Annotated in this window: 19 protein-coding genes; 9 read left to right on the forward strand and 10 right to left on the reverse strand. The window is 58.7% G+C overall.

What is annotated here, in order from left to right; all coding sequences use genetic code 11:
* Positions 1-45: 45 nt before the first annotated feature.
* Positions 46-1,269 carry a glycosyltransferase family 4 protein gene (locus G3M56_RS09790; protein WP_164362456.1) on the forward strand — a complete coding sequence of 408 codons (1,224 nt, stop codon included), beginning with the start codon at positions 46-48 and terminating at the stop codon, positions 1,267-1,269.
* Positions 1,270-1,276: 7 nt separating this feature from the next.
* Complete coding sequence (locus tag G3M56_RS09795) at positions 1,277-1,759, forward strand: septal ring lytic transglycosylase RlpA family protein (RefSeq protein WP_164362454.1); 483 nt, start codon at positions 1,277-1,279, stop codon at positions 1,757-1,759.
* Between the two features lie 17 nt (positions 1,760-1,776).
* Here the strand turns inward: G3M56_RS09795 and lnt are convergent, their stop codons facing one another.
* Entirely contained in the window at positions 1,777-3,672 is a 1,896-nt protein-coding gene (gene lnt, locus G3M56_RS09800; protein WP_164362452.1) for an apolipoprotein N-acyltransferase, read from the reverse strand.
* Positions 3,673-3,718: 46 nt separating this feature from the next.
* Positions 3,719-5,665 (reverse strand): phospho-sugar mutase, encoded by a 1,947-nt coding sequence (locus tag G3M56_RS09805; RefSeq protein ID WP_164362450.1) that lies wholly within the window; start codon positions 5,663-5,665, stop codon positions 3,719-3,721.
* Positions 5,666-5,734: 69 nt separating this feature from the next.
* On the opposite strand from G3M56_RS09805, the gene G3M56_RS09810 reads away from it, so the two are divergent.
* Entirely contained in the window at positions 5,735-6,679 is a 945-nt protein-coding gene (locus tag G3M56_RS09810; protein WP_164362448.1) for a class I SAM-dependent rRNA methyltransferase, read from the forward strand.
* A 153-nt stretch (positions 6,680-6,832) separates the two neighbouring features.
* Here G3M56_RS09810 and G3M56_RS09815 read toward each other — a convergent pair whose 3' ends face one another.
* The 5 genes from G3M56_RS09815 to rpmH form a co-directional block, all read right to left on the reverse strand.
* Positions 6,833-7,156, reverse strand: a complete 324-nt coding sequence (locus G3M56_RS09815) for a HigA family addiction module antitoxin (protein ID WP_164362446.1) — start codon at positions 7,154-7,156, stop codon at positions 6,833-6,835.
* A gap of 234 nt (positions 7,157-7,390) precedes the next feature.
* Positions 7,391-9,262 carry a YidC/Oxa1 family insertase periplasmic-domain containing protein gene (locus G3M56_RS09820; RefSeq protein ID WP_164362444.1) on the reverse strand — a complete coding sequence of 624 codons (1,872 nt, stop codon included), beginning with the start codon at positions 9,260-9,262 and terminating at the stop codon, positions 7,391-7,393.
* 81 nt (positions 9,263-9,343) lie between these two features.
* On the reverse strand, positions 9,344-9,646 hold the full coding sequence (gene yidD / locus G3M56_RS09825; RefSeq protein WP_164362442.1) for a membrane protein insertion efficiency factor YidD: 303 nt from the start codon (positions 9,644-9,646) through the stop codon (positions 9,344-9,346).
* A complete protein-coding gene (rnpA, locus tag G3M56_RS09830; protein ID WP_164362441.1) occupies positions 9,643-10,047 on the reverse strand; it encodes a ribonuclease P protein component in 405 nt (134 codons plus the stop codon). The genes yidD and rnpA overlap by 4 nt, the downstream gene beginning before the upstream one ends.
* A gap of 265 nt (positions 10,048-10,312) precedes the next feature.
* The gene (rpmH, locus tag G3M56_RS09835; RefSeq protein ID WP_164362439.1) at positions 10,313-10,492 is read right to left on the reverse strand and encodes a 50S ribosomal protein L34; all 180 of its coding nucleotides are present in this window, start codon (positions 10,490-10,492) and stop codon (positions 10,313-10,315) included.
* A gap of 225 nt (positions 10,493-10,717) precedes the next feature.
* Between rpmH and G3M56_RS09840 the strand changes: the two genes are divergently transcribed.
* A complete protein-coding gene (locus G3M56_RS09840; RefSeq protein ID WP_164362437.1) occupies positions 10,718-11,626 on the forward strand; it encodes an endonuclease/exonuclease/phosphatase family protein in 909 nt (302 codons plus the stop codon).
* A 4-nt stretch (positions 11,627-11,630) separates the two neighbouring features.
* Here the strand turns inward: G3M56_RS09840 and G3M56_RS09845 are convergent, their stop codons facing one another.
* Positions 11,631-13,931 carry an NfeD family protein gene (locus G3M56_RS09845; protein ID WP_164362435.1) on the reverse strand — a complete coding sequence of 767 codons (2,301 nt, stop codon included), beginning with the start codon at positions 13,929-13,931 and terminating at the stop codon, positions 11,631-11,633.
* A gap of 209 nt (positions 13,932-14,140) precedes the next feature.
* On the opposite strand from G3M56_RS09845, the gene G3M56_RS09850 reads away from it, so the two are divergent.
* From G3M56_RS09850 to G3M56_RS09870, 5 genes are read left to right on the forward strand one after another with little or no spacing between them, the layout of a single operon-like run.
* The gene (locus G3M56_RS09850) at positions 14,141-14,419 is read left to right on the forward strand and encodes a BrnT family toxin (protein WP_164362434.1); all 279 of its coding nucleotides are present in this window, start codon (positions 14,141-14,143) and stop codon (positions 14,417-14,419) included.
* Between the two features lie 25 nt (positions 14,420-14,444).
* Positions 14,445-14,726, forward strand: coding sequence for a CopG family antitoxin (locus G3M56_RS09855; protein WP_164362432.1), 282 nt, complete (start codon positions 14,445-14,447; stop codon positions 14,724-14,726).
* Between the two features lie 28 nt (positions 14,727-14,754).
* The gene (locus tag G3M56_RS09860; RefSeq protein ID WP_164362431.1) at positions 14,755-15,237 is read left to right on the forward strand and encodes a VanZ family protein; all 483 of its coding nucleotides are present in this window, start codon (positions 14,755-14,757) and stop codon (positions 15,235-15,237) included.
* A 21-nt stretch (positions 15,238-15,258) separates the two neighbouring features.
* A complete protein-coding gene (gene ligA / locus G3M56_RS09865; RefSeq protein ID WP_164362429.1) occupies positions 15,259-17,463 on the forward strand; it encodes an NAD-dependent DNA ligase LigA in 2,205 nt (734 codons plus the stop codon).
* A 27-nt stretch (positions 17,464-17,490) separates the two neighbouring features.
* Entirely contained in the window at positions 17,491-18,048 is a 558-nt protein-coding gene (locus tag G3M56_RS09870; RefSeq protein WP_164362428.1) for a DNA-3-methyladenine glycosylase I, read from the forward strand.
* 414 nt (positions 18,049-18,462) lie between these two features.
* On the opposite strand, the gene G3M56_RS09875 is transcribed toward G3M56_RS09870, so the two are convergent.
* Entirely contained in the window at positions 18,463-19,461 is a 999-nt protein-coding gene (locus tag G3M56_RS09875) for a Mul1B family putative transporter subunit (RefSeq protein ID WP_164362426.1), read from the reverse strand.
* An 84-nt stretch (positions 19,462-19,545) separates the two neighbouring features.
* Positions 19,546-22,479 carry a tetratricopeptide repeat protein gene (locus tag G3M56_RS09880; protein WP_164362425.1) on the reverse strand — a complete coding sequence of 978 codons (2,934 nt, stop codon included), beginning with the start codon at positions 22,477-22,479 and terminating at the stop codon, positions 19,546-19,548.
* Positions 22,480-22,634: the final 155 nt, after the last annotated feature.

Here is a 22,634-nt window from a genome sequence, read left to right on the forward strand (position 1 = left end):
CTTCGGAATTGACGCATTTCCGGAACCCGCTCATCTTCCATCCCGATGCGACTGTCTATCATTACCGACACATTTCCACCCGACGTCAACGGGGTGGCGCTTACCCTCCGTCGCCTGCAGAGCGAACTGACCAAGCTGGGCCATGAGGTCACCGTTCTGATGCCCTACCAGCTCTACGAGGACGGACTGAAAGAGGCCACCAAACGCATCCGAGCCGGCGAGATCGTCAGCGAACCCGTGCCAGAGCCGCCCATCACCATTCAGGCACTTCCGCTGCCCGGCTACAAAGGACTGCGTTTCGGGCTCCCATCCAAACAACTGCTGGTACCATTCTGGCGCAAGCCATCAAACCGCCCGGACCTCATCTACGTCGCCACCGAAAGCCCGCTCGGGTTTTCCGCTGTTCAGGCAGCCCGCAAGCTCAATATTCCAGCCGTCTCCGGCTTCCATACCAATTTCCACACGTACATGGCAGACTACAATCTGGCCATGCTCGAAGACATGGCGGCAGACTACCTGCGCATGGTGCATAACCAAACCCTCGCCACATTCGCTCCATCCGACGACGTCATCGCGCAACTCACCAAGGACGGCTTCCACAACGTCCGCCGTCTCGGCCGCGGGGTGGACACGGAACGCTTCTCCCCCAACCTGCGCGACGAGGCTCTTCGCGCCGAATGGGGTGCCGGCCCGAACGACCCGGTCATGCTCTACGTCGGACGCGTGGCTCCGGAGAAGAACATGCCGCTCTTCTTCAAGGCCTACGATGCGGTCAAAGCAGACCATCCGTCGGCCAAAGCCGTTGTTGTCGGAGGTGGCCCAAAGCTCGACGATTACAAAAAGAAGCGCCCGGACATCCACTTCGCCGGCATGCGCAAGCGCGAGGAACTCGCCCGCCACTACGCATCGGGAGATGTCTTTGCATTCCCAAGCACGACGGAAACCTTTGGCAATGTGATCCTCGAAGCCATGGCCAGTGGCGTCACGCCGGTAGCCTACAACTACGCTGCAGGCAAAGCCTACATCCGCAGCGGCGAAAATGGCTATGCTCCTGAGTTCAACCAACCGGATGCATTCGTCCACGCCATACGCCAGGCCATGGACCGCGCATTCGACCAGCCACTCCGCACTGCCGCGCTCGAGACCGCGCAGTCGCTCTCTTGGGCGTCCGTGGCCGATCAGTTCCTCGACGACCTCCGCGACATCGTCGAAAACTGGGAATACACAAAGGACTCCGCCGCCCGAAAGCAAACCACACCAGCCCTCTGACACGCGCATGAAGCCATCCCCCGTTCGTTGGCTGTGCGCGCTAATTCTCGTTGCCGCCATCACCTCGTGCAGCAGCCCCTACCCGGGCTACAAACACAAGCCCTACACCATCAAAGGGCAGCGCTACCACCCTATCCATCCCAACCACGCCGTAGGCATCAAACAACAAGGCGGTGCCTCGTGGTACGACGAACGCCGATTCTTCTCATCGGGCACCACCGCACTTGGAGAAAAGTTCCGCGCCGGTGCCATGGCCGGCGCCCACAAGACGCTGCCCATCCCCTGCGTGGTAAAAGTCACCAACCTGCGCAACGGCCGCAAAGCCATCCTCCGCATCAACGACCGCGGACCGTTCATCCCAGGCCGGATCCTCGATGTCACCCCGAAAGCAGCTCGCCGCCTCGGGTTCTACAAACAAGGGATCACCGAAGTCGAAATCAAAGTCCTCAGCGTAGGCGACGGCAAACACCGCATCACCCGCCGCCGCTAGGAAAAGCAACGCGGCCGCTATTCCTCTCCTTCGTCCGCCCCCCGATTGCGCAACGCGCCCACTCCGCGCCCAAGGATCACCAGACCGACACTCCCGGCGCACACCATCGCAAACCAGTCGCCCGCCCACGCGTACAACGTCATCTCACCAGAAACCGGCAGGTACGCATTGCCAAACAACACGCCCTCGACCTGCGTCGTCTCACCACTCGCGTCCAGCAGCACCTGCGGCTTACTCCGATCGTCGCGATGCCGATCATAAAAGCTGCCCGTCGAGTCAATGATACACGTCATCCCCGTGTTCGCCGCCCGCACCATAGGCCGCCGCAACTCAATGCACCGGAACATGGCATTCGCCGCATGCTGACGCCCCGCCAACTGCCCGGCAAACCACCCATCGTTGGTGACATTCACCATCAATTGAGGCCGCCCCTCACGCACAAACTGGCGCGCATGCTCACCGATCGTGTCCTCGAAGCACAACAACGGGATCATGTCTGCTGACGGTTCGCCATTGCGCAACAGCAAGTCCAGCGGTTCGGTGCTCGTTCCGCGGTCGAAGTCCCCCGGCACGGCACGGCCGGCAATCCACTCGATCGGCGGGATCCAACGCAGGGGCAAATATTCACCAAACGGCACCAAACGCATCTTGTGGTATTCGTCGGCGTAGTCGCGCCCATTCAAAAAAGCCGCCACCGAGTTATACTCCTCCGGGTCTTCCGCATCGATCTTCTGGCCCATCAGCCCCATCACCACATCGCTGCTGGCACCCGCACTCACCAAGCGAACCTGGCGCGCGAACTCATAGCTATGAGGGTCCTGGATCACCCACGGCACCACACTCTCGGGCAGCACCACCAGATCCAAATGTGGCGACTGCAACTCGACTTCCTCTCCACTCAAAATCGCAGCTTCGAGCACCTGCGTCATCTCCACTTCGCGCGCGATCATCTCGTCGCGCAACAACCCCACGATCGAGATCGCATTATCGGTAGCCGCCCGCCTGTCGTGCTTCTGATCCTGACTCATCAGCGGCTGAACCGCCGCCACCTGCATGGACATCACCTCAGGCTTCTCCGACAGCCGCCTCACGCCATAGACAAAACACGCGACCACCAGCAAAACCGCCACCCCGACTTCAGGATGCGGACGCCACCGGCCACGTGAAATCTCCAGATGTACCCGCCGCAGCGTCACATACAACACATAGCCACAGAACACAGGAACAAACGAAAGCCCGGTCACCCCGACCAAATCGGCAGCCTGGATCAACGTTGCATTCTGATGCATCCCGACCGCCAAGCCATTCCAACCAAAGCCGGTCATCAACCAACCGCGCACCCACTCCAGGGCGACCCACGCCGCGGCCGCGATTGCCGCATTGCCCAATACCATCAACGAACCACGCAACCACTTTGGCATTGCCGGGCGCTTGCGAGCTTCCACGTGCTCACTCCAGCTCTCCAGCGTCGGCTTGCCGCCCTCGACCGGCGCAACCGTCACACCGGAAAACTTCTTCTTCTCCTCAGGCTCGAGCAACTGCCAATCAGTCCGCGCCAGCCACCCGACCAACGCCGACCAAACCCCAAAATACATCGCCAGATACGACGACAACAAAAACCAGCCCAACAAACTCAAAACCGGACCGGCACTCCAAATGTCACTCAACCAACGCAGTGTGATCAAATGAAACGTCACCCCAGCCAACCACCCCGTGCGGAAGTTGCGCCAAGCCCAACTCCGCCCGCCGATCTCAAAACAGGCTAACAACAACGGGAGCCAAAACCACAGCCCCACCCCGATATCAATCCCGGGAAAGGCCACCGCCAAAACCGCGCCAGAACCAACGGCAAAAATCCGCCGAACCCAGCGCAGTCCGCGCGTACCAGTCACCATTGATTTGAATTTTGCCATAATGAAGCTGGTACGCGCGAGTTTGATTCCTAACGGACGCCCCCGCTTAAGCGAGGCGCTCGTCGATGTCTGATTCAAGCGCCGCCCACAGTGAATCGATCGAGGCTCCGACCTCAGCCTTGGCTGTGGCGAGCTGGGCGTCGCTCAGTGAGCTTCCCTCGTCAGGGCGACGGTTAGCAAACAAATAATATTTAATCTTCGGCTCGGTACCGGATGGACGTACCGCAAAGCTGCGCCCGTCTTCCAAGTCAACAAAGAGCATCTTCTCTTTCGGGATCAGATCACCCTCTTCGTCGTAAATCTCGTCCTTGGAGAAATCGCGCACGTTGACCACTTTCGAGCCATCCACCTCGGCCGGCGGATTGTCCGCGTAGGAAGCCGCCAGTTTGGCAATCTTCGCCGCACCTTCAGCCCCCTCGAACACCTTCGATTTGTTCACCTCCAGGAAGTACCCGAAGAGCTTGTAGATATCGTCAAGCAGCTCGATGATCGTTTTGCCTAGCGACTTGGCGTACGCCGCCAACTCCGCAAACATCACAACGGCACCATTGCCGTCCTTGTCGCGGATCGCATCATTCCCGAGATAACCGTAGCTCTCCTCTGCTCCGAAGATATAGAAGCGCGAGTGGGCCAAGCGCAGCTCACGGCTCTTCTCCGCCGACAACGAGCGATAATCGTCATAGAGGTCGGTAGGGATCGCGGCCTCGTACTTCTTCATCTTGGCGGCGATGTACTTGAAGCCGGTCAATGTGTTGACGCAGCCCACTCCGTAGTGCTCGCAAATCGCGTCCTGCAGCGCACTGGTCACGAAGGTCTTGATCACCACGGCCTGTTCGCGGTTGGCGTCGGTGATGATCCCCTGGTCGATCATCGTCTTGACTCGGTAGTAGGTCATCAGCGATCCGGTCTGGTTGCCGGTGAGCAAATGCAACTGACCATCCTTGCCGCGCACGGCCACGCCCATGCGGTCACAGTCAGGGTCGGTTCCGATCACAATGTCGGCTCCTGTGGCATTCGCCTGGTCGACCGCCATCTGCAAGGCCGGTGCGTTTTCCGGGTTCGGGCTGGCCACGGTTGGGAACGCACCGTCCTGCACGTCCTGCTCGGCCACGGTGTCGCATGGCATTCCAAGTCGCTCGAGGATCGGCACCGCGATATGGCCACCCACACCGTGCAGGTTGGTGAAGACGATCTTCGGAGGCTCGGCATCCGCGACGAGTTGCGGGTTGAGCAAAAGCGACTCCAGCGTCTTCATGTACGCCTCGTCCATCTCATTGCCCACGCTGTGCAATGTCCCCTGGTCCGCAACTGGATCGTACTGCTCGCTTCGCACTTCGTTCACCAGCTCGATCAACTGGGTCGCCTGCGGCTCGATCAACTGCGCCCCGTCACTGAACGACACCTTGAATCCGTTGTCGTGCGACGGGTTGTGCGATGCGGTCAACACCACACCTGCAGAGGTGCGCAGATGACGCACGGCAAACGACAGCTCAGGCGTCGCCACGGCAGTTGCGAAAAGATAAGCGTCCACGCCGAGATCAGTCGCCACTTTGGCGCAGAACTCAGCGAACTCGCGCGAGAAATGACGCGTGTCATGGGCAATCGCAATGCTTGGCTTGCCCTCACCCTGGTGCTCGCGCTGGATAAATTTAACCAACCCCTGCATCGCGCGCGACAGGTTGAAGAAGTTCATCGAATTGGTGCCCACGCATGGATACTCCGGACGCGCACCTTCATCAGCACTTCCCTGCTCGGCGGAGGTCACGACCTTGCCCACCGTGCGCCCGCGCAATCCACCGGTACCAAATGCCAGCTTGCGGAAGAAGCGGTCGTTCAGCTCCGCCCACTCACCGCCTTCGACGAGTTCTGTGATCGATGCTTCCGCCAATGGGTTCGACGACGAATCTAGCAAGCTGTGAATGTTGTCGAAGGTGGATTCGAGGATCTGACCTCCGTCACGGGCTGCGGTGAGTTTTTCTTGAAGTGTGGACATTGTCGATGAGGGTGTGGAAAATTCCGATCAACCCAGGCGGACAATTCAGTCCCCCAACCCAGGTCGCCGATGCACAGTAATATGCTCAACATAGCTGAACAAAAAAGAAAGGACGGAAAATTTTCGACCCAGTCCGCATTTCGGCTGCTAGACGGAATTGGCGACAATCTTCCCGGCATCACCATCGACAGCTTTGCAGGCCGCCTGCTCGTCCAGTCGGAGGGCGACACGCTCCCACCTGCACTCGTTCAGGAACTTCAGTCGCGCGGCGCGCCTACCTACTGGAAGAAACTCAGCATCGATCAAAAACAACCACCCGCCCACCTCTGTGGCCCTAAGGTCGATGAACCATTTCTAATCGAAGAAAACGGACTGATGTTCGAAATCGATTTCGCCGCCGGCTACTCCCAGGGCATCTTCATCGACCAGCGCGACAACCGCCGCCGCGTCATCGAACGCACGCGCCCACGCCACCGCGTGCTCAACACATTCGCCTACACGTGCGGGTTCTCGGTCGCTGCCGCCAGCGCCGGTGCCACCAGCACCAGCCTCGACCTCTCCCAGACCTACCTCGACTGGGGCCGCCGCAACCTGGAGCACAACGGAATCGACCCGCAATCCCAGTACTTCGTGCGCGGCGACACACTGGAATGGCTCGATGCCTTCGCCCGTAAAGGCCGCACGTTCCACGGCATCATCCTCGACCCACCGACCTTCTCACGCGTCAACTCGAACAAATCACGCCGCGGTAAGTCGAAGGCAAAATCGTCGACCACCTGGCGCGTCGAGCGCGACCTGCCATTGCTCGTCGAAAAAGCCGCCCTCGTCGTCGAACCTGGCGGGTGGATCCTTTGCTCGTCCAACTGCCGCAAAATGAGCCCGGCTGAGTTCTCCGCCAACCTCACCACCGGATGCCGCGCCGCAGGCCGCAAAGCGAAAGTCGTGCACACCAAGATGCCGCTCGACTTCACCGCGCCAGCCTACCTCCACAACGCGTGGCTCGAGTTTGAATAGTAGAGCACCGCACGTTATTCACTTCAACCGGCCACAGATGCTCACGGATGTGGCACAGATAGCCTCTTCCTGAAGCGCCGCGCGAAAGCCACGCACCGCTGGTGGGTTGACATTCCTGTCGACAACCGCCCCACCGAGCGCAGCGAGCATTTCCTACACTGCCTGCTCGACCGGCTTCACCTCCGAGGCGATCGCGGCCTCCTTCTTGTGCCAGGTCGTGCAGTAGTCATGGAATGACTGGGTCTTCACCAGCCACTCAGACGACACGCCAAAGCACTTCTCGAAGCGGATCGCAAATTCGACGCTTACCCCTTTCTTCCCTTTCACGATATCGGAAATCAAACCAGGGCTGACGTTCATCGCGCGCGCCACTTCTGCCTGGCTCAATCCAAAATGCGAAATGGTATCGGCAACGATTCCGCAGGCGGCATTCGTTGCAAGCTTTGGAACTTTGGTCACTTTCATTTGATCGCTCATCGCTAATGGGTGTCTTCAATTTTCACGAGCTCCACATGGCTCATCTCCTGAGTGGCTGTGCCCGATTGAACCCGTGGCGGGACTGGAGCCCGCTGCTCCGTTTCATCCTTCGTGTATTTCGTGCTCTTCGTGGTTCCCACCTCTGAACCCAGTTCGCGTCCTGCCGTAAAAACAAGAAACGCAGCCGGATTGAGCTCCGACTGCGTTTTGTAAAATTCCAGCTATTGCGGCGGATTAACCACCGGTGCGCGGCTGGCGCTTCTTCGGCTTTTTCGGTTCTTCGTCCACCGTGCGGCCCTGGCTCATTGCTGCGCGCTGCTTTTGCAACTCAGCCAGCGATGGGCGCTTCTTCTTTGGCTTCTTCACCAACTCCACGTCCGGCTGGCGGCTCGCCCACCAGGTCTGACCGATCGAGAAGATGTTCTGTGTCGTCCAGTACAACGCAAGCGCCGAGGCGAAGTTGTAACAGATGATCAGGAACACGAACGGCAGGAACATGAAAATCTTCTGCTGCGCGTTGTCCGTGGTCTTCGGCGTGATCTTCATCTGGATGAACATCGTGACAGCCATCAGCAATGGCAGCACATTGATCGGGAAGCCAAAGACATGATCAAGGGTATCCGGCTGGGAAAGGTCAGGCACCCACAAGAATCCTTCGTGGCGCAGTTCCGCTGCGTACTGGAGCATGCGGTAGAAGCCGAAGAAGATCGGCATCTGGAGGAACATTGGCAAGCAGCCGCCCATTGGGCTCACACCGTAGTCGCGGTAGAGCTCCATGGTCTTCATGTTCATCTTCTGCGGGTCATCCGCATACTTTTCGCGGATCTCCTGCATCATTGGAGCCAGCTTCGACATCCGCTTCATCGTCTTCTGCGACTTCGCGTACAGCGGCCAAAGCACGATGCGGATGAGCAAGGTGATGCAGATAATGGCGATACCGTAGTTCACGCTCACCGTCTGGATCTTGTGCATCCCCCAGTTGAGCAAGCGCGAGAACGGAGCCGCGATGAAGCCGATCACCGGCATGTCATCGTAGAACATGACCAACTGACGCTCACCGCCCACCTTCTTGAGCATCTCGTAGTTCTTCGGTCCGGCGTAGAGCTCGAACTCAAAATCCTTTTTGGTGCCTGGAGCCACATTCACGCTCCCGAGCCCGAGGTATCCGCTCACCGCTTTGACATCCTTGGCATCGCCAGGCTGACGTCCTTCCACGGTCACATTCACCGGACGGGCAATCAGACGAGCGTCCCCCTCGAGGCCACTGGTCGGCGACAGCACCAATGCGTAGAACTGGTTCATCACCGCCACCCAGGTCGGGTTGGTCAGTGTCTCGCTGATCTCGTCGCGATCGTCGCTGAACATACCGCCCTTGAACTTGGTCGCGCTGGTGAAATCAGTCTCACCATCAACCAACCAGCCGAAACCGCTGAGCTGCACACCCTCTTCTGCGATTTCCGGTCCGATCTCACCGAAGAACATACCGATCGAATCAGTGGTGATCACCCCTTCGCCCGGAAGCTCAAGGCTGACCTTCACGGTCAGGCGGTAGTTCGCGCCTTCTTTCGATGTCGCTTCAACCAGCTCGTAGCGCTTGGTCGCGACCATTCCCTGGAATGTGTTGCCACGGAACTCAATGAAGCGCTCGCCCTGCGCAACCACCTCGTAGCCGCCGCGCTCGATGTCATTGCCAAAAGTCAGTGCACCGATAGCGAAGTTCGAGTTCTCGTTGACGATCTTCGGTCCATTGGTGTGTTTGTTGGACGGGTCATCCAAGTACTCGATACGGGCCAAGCCACCACCAATGTTGGTGAAGACGTACTTCACGCGCTCGGCTTCCTTGTCCTCGCCATAGCCGGTCTCAGCGACGATCTCGAACTCCTGAGCTTCAACCACGGACTCCGGCTTCACCACCTCCGCCGGAGCGGCAGAGCTGCCAGGCGCGGTGATCACCGGGTTGGTTTCAGCTTCCTCAGAAGTCTGTTCAACTTGAGGCTGGTTCTGCTGCTGCTCGGCGTACTTCTTCGCCTGCTCGGAGCTCCACCACATATTGGCAATCAAGCCAATGCCACACAAAATAACGACAATCCACGCTTTACGGTCCATTGCTAAGTTCTCTCTGGAATGAAAATTCTGGTCTAAAAAATCAACTGCGCCCCGATCTCCAGGGCCAAAAATTCACGTCACTCAATCACCACAGTGATCACACGACTTGGAGGTAGAGACAGGACTCCGGGATTGCCCGTTGTCAACCTCGGGAACACCCGGAACAGGGTCCCAACCACATCCTCCCCACGGGTTACACCGGCAAATCCGCACAAGCGCCAACCAACCACCTCGGATCGCACCGTGATAACGAACTGCCTGCAACCCGTACTCTGAGCAACTCGGCTCAAAGCGGCAGCCCGCAAACGGCCCGCAGATAAAGTGCAAGGGCTTGCTGATGACGATCTGGTAAAACCGGATCAACGCGATCAACAACCACTTCACGCCTCGCCCTCCTTTGATTGCGATGGCTCGGGCAAACGAAAATCCTTGGGCAACAACTTTGCCTTGCGCGCGGTCTTGACCCAATCGTTCAGTAATCGCGCGTATGACGCATTCCCCGCGGGTCGGCGCGCCACGGTCACCACATCAAACGGCCCATCGATCGAATCCCCCAACTCAACCGCCAACGCCTTGAAGCGACGGCGCACCAAGTTGCGCTGCACCGCGCCACCGACATACTTCGGCGTCACAAACCCAAAACGCGGGCGCTCGCCTTGATGTGGCCGCCCCTCACGGCGCACCACACCAATCAACAAATAGCGCCCGGCAAACGTCCGACCCATCTTCCGCACTTTGGCGAAATCAGTCGACGCTCGGATAATTCGAGACCTGGGCAGCTTCATCGTAAAACGAGACTCTCATTTTCAGCCCCGGGAAAATCATCATCCCCGCAAGCTCGGCGCAACGTCGTCCCTGCCACCAATCACAGCAAGCTCAACGACACCACCCCCTACAAAACAACGCATCCAAACTTTCGCAACCCGCCGGACACTCACCGACCGCCAGTTGCCTCGGTCACACGCTCGTTCGTAGCCAAAAAAATACCGCCACCCGGCGCGACCCGCGAACGGAGTCGCCACTGGATGACGGTCAAAAATCAAGCGTAGCTTAGTGCTGGGTGGTGTGACGCTTGTACTGAAGCTCCGCACCTTTCGGAATCAAACGCTTGCGGCCCTTGGCACGACGACGGCGGATGATGTCACGACCGGACTTGGTCTTCATACGTGCACGGAACCCGTGCTGGTTCTTGCGGGAGCGTTTCGACGGCTGGTAGGTGCGCTTGGACATGGTTGGTAAACAGGCTGATGTGAATCTAAAAGGGACTGTCTCGTCAGACCAGGCAGCATTGCCCACAGGCACAATCCCGGTGTGAGAGAGGGCAAAGTAGACACGATTCCCCTCCTGTCAAGCAAGTCCGCCAAGGAAATATTTAGGAAAGCTTAATGACCGCGCCGCAGCTTCCTCCACCCCTGCATTGATCGCCCGCGCAATCCATGTCACGAATGACATTCCATGATTCAGTTAGGTCGCATTGTCTCACTCGTCTCCCTGCTGTGGCTCACTCTCGCCACGATGGCCACCGCTTCGGAGGTTCGCTTCCTAGCCTACAACGTAAAGAACTACCTGACCATGGAGCGCACGGCTGAGAATGGCACCGTCACCGCCCAGCCCAAACCCGAAAGCGAAATCACCGCACTGGTCGAAGTGATCGCCTCCTCCAAACCAGACATCATCGGCCTCTGTGAAATAGGTACCGAGAACGATCTGGCAGACCTGCAAAGCCGACTCAAGGCCGCCGGCATCGAGCTCCCGCACCGCCTCCTGCTCGACGCGCCAGACCCTCACCGCCATCTCGCCCTGCTTTCGAGCTTCCCCATCGTCCCCCACCTTCTCGATCCCGTGCCCACATTTCCGATTGGCGCTACCCGCATGCCTATCAACCGCGGCATCCTCGACGCCACCGTGACAATCCGCCCAGACTTTGAACTCCGACTGATGGGCGTCCACCTGAAATCAAAACGCGAAGTTCCCCAGTTCGACCAGGAGGAGATCCGCAACCAGGAAGCGTTCGTCGTCCGCAACCACGTCATCCGTTCGCTCAACGCCGCGCCCAAGACCCGCCTCATTCTCTTCGGCGACTTCAATGACACGAAGCAATCGACCGCCGTCCACATGATCCGCGATGCAGGCAACCCGGAGCACCTACTCAGCGACGTAAGACTGCAGGACAGCCGCGGCCATGTCTGGACTCATTTCTGGGCGCACAACGAACTGTACTCGCGACTCGACTACGTTTTCGTCAGCCGCCAACTACGACCCTTCGTTGTGATGGACCAATCGCGAGTAATCGACCATCCGGCAACCGCCGAGGCCAGTGACCACCGCCCGCTACTGATCGTGATCAAATCCGAGGCCCGGTAGCGCGCTACGCATCCGGTTCCACTTCCTTGACGACCACACGCAAACCTTCCTGAGCAACGACTTCTACCGCTGCCCCCTGGTTGATGAACTCGCCATCGGACACGACATCGACCACCTCGCCGTCGATCATGGCACGCCCGGAAGGACGCAGCACAGAGTCCGCCACACCACGACGCCCGACATACGACTTGGCCCCCTGCGATGTCTGGTCGGCCGGCTCATTGCCCAACGCCGACGACGTACCCACCGGCACCGATTTCTCCAAGATGAACCGGTGGAACAACGGCACACTCGGCAAATAGCGCATCAACACAAGAATCACAGCCATCGCTCCGGCAAACCCCAGACTCACCATCAACAACGGGTCGATCAACACATCCCCAAGCAACTCCCCCCACTGAATATCCCCACCATCGGGTGCAATCACCGGTGCCTTGTCCACCAACCCAAGCGCCAACGACGCAAACACCATCACCGCACCGATCAGCCCGAAAATAAAGGTCGTCGGGATCACGAATATCTCGAGCAAAATCAACACCATCCCAAGCACGAAAAGCGCGACCAGTTCGAACCCTGCAAGCTTGCCAGCCAAGTGCGCGCCGAAGAAATAGATCCCAAATGCGCAAATCGCCACCAACCCGGGAATCCCGAGCCCTGGGGTTTTCATTTCGGTGTACGCACCGATCACGCCGAGCATGATCAGAAGCGGCGCCAGCTTCACCACCCAGAAAGCGAACTTTTCAAAGCCCATCTGCTCGGCCTTGATGAGATCCTCTGGGGCGTATTCGATCCCCTCGGCCGCCAGCAATTCCTCGATACTGTTCACTTCTCCCTTCGCCAGCACTGGTCGCCCATTGATCTTCCGCGTCGCTTCTGGTGTGTTCAAATTGAGCATCTCGCCAGCCTTCGAGATCACCTCTCCATCGATCACCACCTCCTTATCCTTGTCGATAAACGCCTCGACCACATCCGGGTTGTGGCCATTCTGAATCGCCGCGTTGCGTGCGGTCGAGATCACCATGCTGACCACCTTTTGCTCCATGGTCTCGGCCAAATCCTGACCACCGCCTTGCACCACACCGGCTGAGCCGATCGTCGCGCCCGGCGCCATGTAAATCGCATCGGTCGCCACCGCCACCAGCGATCCCGCCGAAATCGCTCGCGTGTTCACATAGGTGAAGGTCGGGGTTTTCAAATTGATCAGCGTCTTGAGCATCAGCTCACTGGTCTGCCACACCAAGCCCCCCGGCGTGTCCATATCGAACACAATCGCCTTTGCTCCATCTTTGTCGGCTTTCAACAAAGCGCGCTCCATGAACTCAAAGTTGGCCTGATTCACCAACGAATCCTGCCCCACCTCGATCACGACAATCTTATCGGTGTACGAGACTTCATCCACATTGCCAAATGGCACCGCGGGTCCGGACTTTTGCTCGTCACTTTCCGCCACTTGGACATCGCCCGATGCGGAGTCCGCACTCTGTTTGTCCTCGGCAAATTGCTTCTCCTTGGCCGCATCAACACGCTGCTTTTTCTCCGCCGCCCAGCGCTCTACCTCGCGCACCGTACGCAGCTGCTGAGTTTCACCCTCCGCAACATCATCCAACGAGTCCGCACTGCGCACCGCCAGCCCAACTGCCACGGCCTCATCCGCCATCAATACCAGCGGAGCATCTTCCTCACCACTGGCGGCCGGCTCCAACCCGAGCTTCTCACGCGCCGCAGCCTGGTCACCAAACCACCCATTCACCAAAGGCCGTGCCCACGCATGCTCCCGTGTAACCGCCACCAACTGCGCCGCCAACAACCGCGCCACCCGCTTGGCATCGCGCACATCCTTCGCTCGCTCTTTATCCGCGGCCTCGCCGCTGTCGTCCGGCGCGCGTCCCGCTACACTCGAAGGATCAAAGACATCACCGATCACTGCCGATGGAGAAACTACGAGCTCGTCGCACAACAACGCGGCGATCGCCCCGCCGGACAACGCCGTGCCATCCACCCAACCCACCGTCCGCATCTCCAGTGCAGGCAGTTTTCGAACCATCTGCTCAGCCACACGTTGGTCGAAACCTGTCGTCGTCCGGATTTGCAACACGACTTGTTCTTCCCCCGCGTCCTGCAACGCTTGCAACACATCAGCAACCCGGCGCCAATCCGCAGCCCGGCTTACCTCGTCGTTGCCCACATTCACCACAGCCACCGACTCCACGCCGCCATCATCGGCCGCAGCGGTGATCGCACCACCCCACAGCACCACCCAACATGCCAGCCACCGCATTACCCAACTACGCAAAAATTCACTCATATCGATAACAAGCTACGCCGTCACACACCCATCAGGCAACATCCGACGTCACCAATTCCTCAGAGGCTCCAGCCCTCTCCTCCAATCCCAAAAATTTCGTAATTCGTCGGCCGGAATCCTTGCCACCCCAACCAGACCAGCCTACAAACATCCGCGAACCTATCCGGCAGGTCACTGCCGCCCCTTCCACCTACGCCCATCTCTCACTCATGGAATTCGACTGGCTGGACATCGCGATCGACACCTCCAAGATCCAACCGCGTGAACTCGAAGAAGCCTTCGAAGATCCATTCTCGATCCGCGTCCTACCGGAAAGCCCCTACGGAGATGAAGAGTCGCGCTTCATCCTGCTCGGCCGCACGCTGGACTCCCGTTCGCTTTTTGTCGTGTTCTGGTCGGACGGCAAAAAAGTCCGTGTCATCGCCGCACGCGACATGACCGAGCAGGAAAGTCATTTCTACGATCGCCGCAACGCCGAGTTGCTCTGACCCCAGCATCCAACTTCCCACCGCCATGAATGCCATCCAGCACTGGTCCGAGATACCCCCATTCGAGTCCGAGGAAGACGAAGCCGCTTTCTGGGAAAACCACACCCTCGACACCAAACTCATCGACTCCTCGGTCCACCGCTTTGACTCGAAAGAATCAACGTCGATCACCCTGCGCTTCGACCCACGCATGCTCGCCCGCATCAAGCGCCTTGCGCGAGGCCGGTTCCTCAACTACCAGAGCATGATCAAACAATGGCTCGCCGAGCGCATGGAGGAAGAACTCAACAAACAAGACCGCCCGTAAGCCGACGCCACGCCCCCAATTGACCTGCATGACCGAGCCCGCTGCTGGAACCCAAAAGCCATCCATCCCCCCACTCCTCGCCCGCTGGATCCGCCGCCCCGTATTCTGGGGGCTGCTTTTCATCGCTTGGTACGCTCTGCTCTACTACCTCTCAAGCGGCCCGGTCACCGTGCGCACCGGATGGACAATCCCGCACGCCGACAAAATCATCCATTTCCTCTACTTCGCAGGCGGCGGCACGGGGCTCCACTTGCTCTTGCGATTCCACCCACGCTCACGGGAGCTTGCATTGTGGAAACGCATCGCCATCGTCACCCTCACCATCGCCCTGCTCGGATGGCTCGACGAATGGCACCAAAGCACCACCGCTCAGCGTAACGGCAATGACATCTACGATTGGACCGCCGACGTCCTCGGCGGGCTTTGTTCGGTCGTCATCGCCCGCCCGATCGGACGCTTCATCGAGCGCAAAACCGCGCCCTTGGATACCGACACGGACGCAACGAGCTGATCTTACTTTCCCACCTCTCCCATGGACGACCTTTTCGCCAACCTCGACTCGGACCACTCGGACTCGCCACAAGAGCGCATGCAGGAACTCGCCGATGAGATCCGCCGCCATGACGTTCTCTACTACCAAAAGGCACAACCCGAAATCAGCGACGCCGAGTACGACAAGCTCTTCCGCGAACTCGAAAAGCTAGAGCGCAAACACCCCAAACTCGCCGACCCGAACTCGCCAACCCAACGCGTCGGCGGCGCTCCTTTGGATGAGTTCACCTCGGTAGAACACCTCGTACCGATGCTCTCTATCGATGATGTGTTCGAGCTCAGCGATGATCAATTGTCCACCCTCCCTGACGGGCACCCGCGCGAGGCAGAACTGATTGAGTTCTACCAACGCCTGCGCAAAAACACAGGCCAGCAGAAAATCCCGGTCACCATTGAACCGAAGCTCGACGGCGTCGCGGTCAGCCTCGTGTACCGGGATGGCGCACTCGATTACGCAGCCACCCGCGGCGACGGCAAACGGGGCGACGACATCACCGCCAATGTCCGGACCATCCAATCGGTACCGCTGGTGTTGCCGGATTCCGCTCCCGCACTGCTTGAAGTTCGCGGCGAAATTTTCATGCCCAACAGCGGGTTCGCCAAGATGAACGAGGAACGCGACGAAGAAGGGCTACCCACCTTCGCCAACCCGCGCAACGCCACAGCAGGCACCCTCAAACAACTCGACTCAAAGGAAGTCGCCAAGCGCCCTCTCGCCTTCCTCGCCCACGGCCTCGGCGCCTACGACGGCCCCACCCTCGCCTCGGAGGATGAATTTCACCTTTTGCTCGATACCCTCGGCATCCCACGCAACCACCCGATCTGGCACGCCAGCACCCTCGACGACACCCTGAAGGCCGTCGCCGAGCTCAACGAGAAGCGCCACAGCTTCGATTACGCCACAGACGGCGCCGTGGTGAAGGTGCTCGACCGCAACCTGCGCGACACACTCGGTACCACCGCCCGCGCTCCGCGCTGGGCCGCTGCCTATAAGTTCCTGCCGGAACAAGCGGAAACCACGCTCAATGACATCACCATCCAGGTCGGCCGCACCGGCGTCCTGACCCCTGTCGCGGAACTGACGCCTGTCCTCGTCTCCGGCACCACAGTCTCCCGGGCCACACTCCACAACCAGGATGAAATCAACCGCAAGGACGTGCGCATTGGCGACACCGTGATCATCGAAAAAGCCGGAGAGATCATTCCGGCCGTGGTGAAAGTCGTGACTGAAAAGCGTTCGGCGGACAGTCAGCCCTTCGTGCTCTTCGACTTCGTCAATGGACAGTGCCCGTCATGCCACGCGCCGATCAGCCAAGAGGAAGGCTTTGTCGCCTGGCGCTGCACCAACTTTGCCTGCCCGGCCCAAGCCGTCACCAGCATCACGCAGTTTGCTTCGCGCAAGGCACTGGACATCGACAACCTGGGCACAAGCGTCGCCGAGGCGCTGGTTTCCCAGAAGCTCGCCACGACACCTCTGGACCTCTTCTCGTTGGATGTCTACACACTCGCCTCGCTCAACCTCGGCACCAAGTACGTCCCCCGCTTGTTCGGTGAAAAACGCGCCCAAAAGGTGATCGACGCATTGGAGAAAGCAAAGAGCCAACCACTCTCCCGCTGGCTCTACGCCATGGGCATCCGCAATATCGGGGAATCCGCGGCCGCAGAACTGTCGCGCCTACACCAATCCCTCACTGACATCCCGAACTCGGAAGTCATCACCGCTCTGGCCGACCTCCCGAACTACGAAGCGCTCTCCGTCTCGAAGCGCAAAAAGGAGAACCATCCGCTGCTCAAGGACTACCAAATCAACGCAGACCTCGGCGTCATCGCCGCCAAAAGCGTCCTCGATTATTTCCAGTCCGACGCCGGCCAGGCCATCCTCAGCAAACTCAGCGAATTTGGGATCAATCCTCAGTCGGACAACTTCGCTCCCAAGCCCGCGGAGCAAGACACGTCCGACCTCCCACTGACCGGACTCACCTTCGTCATCACCGGCACCCTGAGCGCCCCGCGCCCACAGTTTAAGAAGCGCATCGAACAACTTGGTGGCAAAGTCTCGGGCTCAATCTCCAGCAAAACCGACTACCTCCTCGCCGGTGACAACGCGGGCTCGAAAATGACCAAGGCCGAATCCCTCGGCGTCAAAGTCCTCGATGAAGAGAGCTTCGAAAAAATGGTCGACTAACCGCACTCCCCTCTACAGAAATCCGCCATGAAACGCTGCCCGTGGGTCACCGACGACCCGATCTACATTGAGTATCACGACCATCAGTGGGGAGTTCCGGTGCATGACGACCGGATGCTCTTTGAGATGCTGATCCTTGAGGGTGCTCAGGCCGGGCTCTCATGGCTGACCGTGCTCAAAAAGCGCGACAACTACCGCCGTATCTTCCACAACTTTGAGATCGACCGCGTGGCAGCCATGACCGATACCGAGCTCGAGGAGGCACTGCTGGATCCAGGTATCATCCGAAACCGGCTCAAAGTCACCTCCGCCCGCCGCAACGCACTGGCAGCCCAGAAAGTCATCGCTGAGTTCGGCTCGCTCGACACCTATTTCTGGCAGTGGGTGGACGGCCAACCCATCGTCAACCGGCCAAAATCCCTGGAGGAATACGCCGCCACCTCGGAGATCTCCGACGCACTCTCCAAGGACCTCAAGAAGCGCGGATTCAACTTCGTCGGCTCGACGATCATCTATGCCTTCATGCAAGCCATCGGCATGATGGACGATCACTCCGCCGACTGTGCTCTGGCCCACTCCCGATGATCGTTGGCTTGGGCTCATCAGCGCCACCAGTCGCCTCCTCCCTGGTCGTATCCCGGTAAACCGTCCCTTCGGGACGCACTTCTCACTCTTGCGCTGCCCGGCGGTTGAAACCGCCGGCTAGCCGGTAACCCGTCGCTCAGCGACGCCCCTCCCGGTCCGATCCGTCCGCCCCTTCGGATCTGTACGATCCGTCCGATCTGTAGTTCCAACTAATCGCTCCTGAAAGGAGCACGGACCAAAACACAGGGATTCAGCCCTGTGAGAAATCCCCGCCCCCCATTCGATGCCCCCTGAAAGTGGGCGGGAATCGCCCCACCCTCAGAACACAAATCGGGCGACGATCGTCACCGACCGTCGCCCGACTGAAATGACACATCCGATGACCTCAATCATCGGCTGTAATCGCCGCAAAGATTACTCCCCATCGGCGGCTGCCTCCTCGGTAGGCTCTGCAGCAAAGGACTTATACACGTCGAGGAAACGCAGGTAATCCGCAGGAAGGCTCTTACCGGCAGGCTTCTGCGAATCCACCATCTTGGCGATCCACGCCGCCGAACGGGCTGGAATGGTGTAGCCCGCGTTCGGATTGAACTCCGGACGCCCTTCCAGCAGGAAATATTCCTTCACCTGCTCGTCGCGTTCATAGATCTTGAGCGCCTCAATTGCCGCATCGTAAACGATCTCCTCGGACTCCGCCGCATCGAGCGTCATCGCACGATGAAACTCAAAGAGAGCACGCTTGGCGTCCTTCTTCGACCCGCGGTTATAGCCATAACCAAGGAGATACGAGATCCGCACATCAGCGCCGAGTGGCAACATCTTCTCAGTCTCCTTGAGACCTTCACAAACGGTCACCAGACGATCCCATTCCTTCTTCTGGAATGCGACCCAGGCGGGGACTGTGGAGATCATCCCCTTCTGGTAGTCAGAGAGGAGGCTCTTGTCCAACTCACTCCAAGCCGTCATCGCTTCGTCGTACTGACCCGACTCCTGCAGCGAGAAGACGTGCTTGTAGGCGATTTCCGTGTACGGAGACATCGGCATGCCCTTGTAAGGCTCATAGCGCTTGACCAGCGGCGCGAATGCCTTGGCTGCAACGCGGAACTTGCGCATTTCAAAGGCATCTCGAGCGTCGTTAAGCTCCCCATCCGGGTAGTAACCAACGCCGACTACGTTGTCCACCTCGATGGTATAAGGCGTGCCACCGTTCGGCCCACGGAAGTAGGTGATGGTGCCACCTTTTTCATCGCGCACATAAGTACGCTCGACCTTCTCAGCAGACCCGCCCTCGGTGAAGCGGATCACAGCCTCAAGATAAAATGGCTCGTCTTCAGTCTGAGCGACAGCCGTCACAGGCGCCACCACCGCAGCTGCCAATGCCAGGCCACTGACAATTCGTCCAAATGATTTCATACTCTAAAAATGTTTCGTTAGTTCGTTGATTGCTCGAATCGGCAGGGGCGGTGGCGAACCACCAGCCCCTGCATCAAATCATCGCTACTCGGCAGGCAGTGGCTTTTCCACCACGCCTCCACCGGCGGCGAGGGCTTCCATCGTCACGCGGGCGTCACGAATGATGCCTTGTTCATCCTTCTCTTCCAAGTGGCCGACACGGCTGATCATGTTGTGCAGCGTGTCATAAGCGTCTTGGTTGCGACCATTATCGCGGAAGATGTCCGCCATGCGCTTCCAGGATGGCAGCGAGTACTCAAGGTACCCGGGATCCGAAGCCACCACGTTGGTGTAGCAGGCCTGAGCCCCTCCGTCGTCGCCCGACTCCTGACGGCTGACCCCCATCTTGAAGGTGGCTTCGATCACGAAGCTTCTCCACCCTTCCTTAAGGTAGCCATCCCAGACAGCCTCGGCTTCCTTCCACTTCTCGGCCTTCATCAACGCATTACCCAGCAGCACAGTCCACTTCTCGCGGCTGGCTGCCTTTTCGTTCGGGTTGTTGTCGAGCAAGTCGCGCAGAATCTGAACCGATTCATCCAAATCGCCGGCACCGCCCTGCTTCATGTTGAGCTCAGCCAAGGCGTAACGCGCGTCGGTCTGGTAAGCAGTGTCGTCACGCACAAGGATCTCCTTGAGGTACTTCTCGGCTTCCGCACTACGACCACGATCCACCAGCTGCTGGCCAACCCGGATCAGGATGTAGTTGGAGAGGCGGTCCGGAGCGAAACGATCCTCCATCTGACGGTAGAGCGCGGAAACAGTACCTGCGAGCAAACGCTTACGCGCTTCGTCCTTCTCCTGCTTGATCGCGTCCTCATAGGCGTCGATCACCGCCATCAGAAGCATCGCGCGAGTCACCTCGGCGCTGCCGCTCACTGGGAGGTTAAGCAACTTGTCGCGCAACTCCTCCAATTCCATGCCGCCCTTCACCGCGGTCTGCGAGTATGCGGTGATCAGATCTTCCACACCGAACGCGTCACGCTGGCTTCCGAGGTCGACGATCAGTTCAGCAACTTTTTCCAATCCTTCATCGAGACGCCCCACCTCTTCCAGCGGCTTGAGACCGTTCACCGCGATCTTCGCGCGGTTGAAGCCCTCTGGATACTTCTCGAAGTAGGTCTCGTAGATCTCCACCGACTTGTCCCACTCCTGCTCGTCATTGGACAAGATCAGCAAGCTCTGCAAAGCATCAGCCGCCACGTTGTCGTGAGCGAACTCCTGAGCGGTCTCCAGCGCACGCTGGTACTGCTTGCGCGCCGACTCCACGTCAGGGTTTTCGCTGCTGTAGATCACGTCACCAAACAACTTGTAAGCTTCGTCACGCACCAGCGAGTCCGGAGCTTGGCTGAAGAAGTCGTTGAGACGCTTCTGAGCGGCATCCGTTTCGTCGAGGTAGAAGTGCGCCATCGCACGCGAGTAGAGCGCGCGGTCGAGTAGCTGCCCCTCAGGGTACTTCTCCAAATATTTGTCGAGCATGGCTCCCGCCTTACGGAAGTCACCCAAACGCGCCTGCGTGTCCGCGAGGAAGAACATGGTACTCTCCACGTACTGGCTCTCAGACTCCCTGTACTTGTTGACGTGGTCACCGAGTACGGTCGCCGCTTCGTTCCAGTTGCCGAGGAAATAGTTCGAAGCACCACGGACGTACATCGCCATATCCTCAAGATCCGAACCTTCAGGAATGATGGCCGTCTCCAACACAGTCAACGCACGCTCGTACTGACCATTGAGGAAAATCCCCAGGATACGCATGTTCTCCACACGATCGCGCAGCTCGTGATCCGGGAACTCTTGGATGAACGCATCGGCGTACTTCTGGCATTCGTTCACACGGCCAGTCACGTACGCCGCATTCGCCGCGCGGTAGAGCAGGAACGAACGACGCTCCGCCTTGGGGAACTTAGCCAGCAACTCTTCAAACACGGCATAGCTTCCTTCGAAGTTGCGGTTGGCCTCGTAAATCGCCCCCATGGTCTCAAGAACCAACACTTCGATTGGATTCCCCTCGGCCACATCCTTGGCAATCTTCGCCTCAATCGCTTCGATCTGCTTGCCAAGTGGTGACTTCACGCCCCCTGGACGATCCATTGCTTCGACTCCACCTTTCGCCTGGCGCAGCCACTCGAGCGACTCATCGGTCATTGGCACGATGGAAAGCAATGCCATCGCGTAACCGTAATCGCCTGCCTGATTGGCGACAGCTCCGAGTGCGCCCATCGACTGAGCGAACTGATAGCGCAGACCCGCGTCGCGGTTGATGTACTGCCGGTTCTCACGGATGAACTCAATCCCGCCCTCGCTGTCCTCGGTATCGAGGAATGCCTTGAGCGTGGCGATCAGCGACTGCTCATTGAGCATTGGGTTCGCCTTGAATTGGCTACCCGTCTTTGGATCACGCTTGCCGTCATCCGTGTAATTGTCGTGAAGCGCGGCAGCTGCCAGCTTTGGCTTACCCTCGCTGGCATAGCAGAACGCCATGTGCGCCTTCAGGTCGCCACGGTTAAAGGCAACCGTCTGACGGTCCGGAATGTTCTTGTCACCAGCGCGCTTCTCAAAGGCCTCGAAATTCTTCAGCGCCTCGGCGTACTGACCAGACATCCGCTGACAGACAGCGGCTTGGTACATCGCCATGGTCTGGTACATGTTCTTCGACTTATTGGCATCCGCGACGTTCTTGAACTGAGAGAAACAGGTCGTGAAGTCGGACGCCGCCTTTTCCCAGTCTTGTTTGCGCATCGCTGCCACACCGCGGTGAAAGTAAATCGAACCAAACACAGGTCCGATCTCATTCGCTTTGCCGCTGTGAGCGCGAATAATGGCATCAAAAGTCTCGTAGGCCGCCTGGGAGTTCCCGTCTTGGAGGAACGTCACCCCCTTGGAGAAGTCTTTATTGATGTCTTGAGCGTGAATACTCACTGTACCTGCCGCCATCACACTGGCGGCTGCGATCAGTTTGAGAAAGCTAGGTGGTTTTTTCATAGGGAAGATCAGTTGCAATCTATGGTGCAAGCGGGGTCAAGGTGCGCAAACCTCCAAATCCCTGCAAGGGTAAAATCTCAATTATCCGAATCACCATGCGGGGCTGGAAGGATGGTCAATCGGCCCTCCGATCCACTCACACGGCATCGTGCCAA

Origin of the sequence: Sulfuriroseicoccus oceanibius (assembly GCF_010681825.2) — a bacterium.
Classification (GTDB): Bacteria; Verrucomicrobiota; Verrucomicrobiia; order Verrucomicrobiales; family SLCJ01; genus Sulfuriroseicoccus; species Sulfuriroseicoccus oceanibius.

Coding starts and splice junctions, on each gene's coding strand:
- rpmH (WP_164362439.1), bottom strand. CDS start 10,492: ATGTCCAAGCGCACCTACCAGCCGTCGAAACGCTCCCGCAAGAACCAG.
- G3M56_RS09860 (WP_164362431.1), top strand. CDS start 14,755: ATGACCGAGCCCGCTGCTGGAACCCAAAAGCCATCCATCCCCCCACTC.
- G3M56_RS09815 (WP_164362446.1), bottom strand. CDS start 7,156: ATGAGCGATCAAATGAAAGTGACCAAAGTTCCAAAGCTTGCAACGAAT.
- G3M56_RS09870 (WP_164362428.1), top strand. CDS start 17,491: ATGAAACGCTGCCCGTGGGTCACCGACGACCCGATCTACATTGAGTAT.
- rnpA (WP_164362441.1), bottom strand. CDS start 10,047: ATGAAGCTGCCCAGGTCTCGAATTATCCGAGCGTCGACTGATTTCGCC.
- G3M56_RS09795 (WP_164362454.1), top strand. CDS start 1,277: ATGAAGCCATCCCCCGTTCGTTGGCTGTGCGCGCTAATTCTCGTTGCC.
- lnt (WP_164362452.1), bottom strand. CDS start 3,672: ATGGCAAAATTCAAATCAATGGTGACTGGTACGCGCGGACTGCGCTGG.
- G3M56_RS09855 (WP_164362432.1), top strand. CDS start 14,445: ATGAATGCCATCCAGCACTGGTCCGAGATACCCCCATTCGAGTCCGAG.
- G3M56_RS09840 (WP_164362437.1), top strand. CDS start 10,718: ATGATTCAGTTAGGTCGCATTGTCTCACTCGTCTCCCTGCTGTGGCTC.
- G3M56_RS09850 (WP_164362434.1), top strand. CDS start 14,141: ATGGAATTCGACTGGCTGGACATCGCGATCGACACCTCCAAGATCCAA.
- G3M56_RS09845 (WP_164362435.1), bottom strand. CDS start 13,931: ATGAGTGAATTTTTGCGTAGTTGGGTAATGCGGTGGCTGGCATGTTGG.
- ligA (WP_164362429.1), top strand. CDS start 15,259: ATGGACGACCTTTTCGCCAACCTCGACTCGGACCACTCGGACTCGCCA.
- G3M56_RS09790 (WP_164362456.1), top strand. CDS start 46: ATGCGACTGTCTATCATTACCGACACATTTCCACCCGACGTCAACGGG.
- G3M56_RS09805 (WP_164362450.1), bottom strand. CDS start 5,665: ATGTCCACACTTCAAGAAAAACTCACCGCAGCCCGTGACGGAGGTCAG.
- G3M56_RS09810 (WP_164362448.1), top strand. CDS start 5,735: ATGCACAGTAATATGCTCAACATAGCTGAACAAAAAAGAAAGGACGGA.
- G3M56_RS09875 (WP_164362426.1), bottom strand. CDS start 19,461: ATGAAATCATTTGGACGAATTGTCAGTGGCCTGGCATTGGCAGCTGCG.
- G3M56_RS09820 (WP_164362444.1), bottom strand. CDS start 9,262: ATGGACCGTAAAGCGTGGATTGTCGTTATTTTGTGTGGCATTGGCTTG.
- G3M56_RS09880 (WP_164362425.1), bottom strand. CDS start 22,479: ATGAAAAAACCACCTAGCTTTCTCAAACTGATCGCAGCCGCCAGTGTG.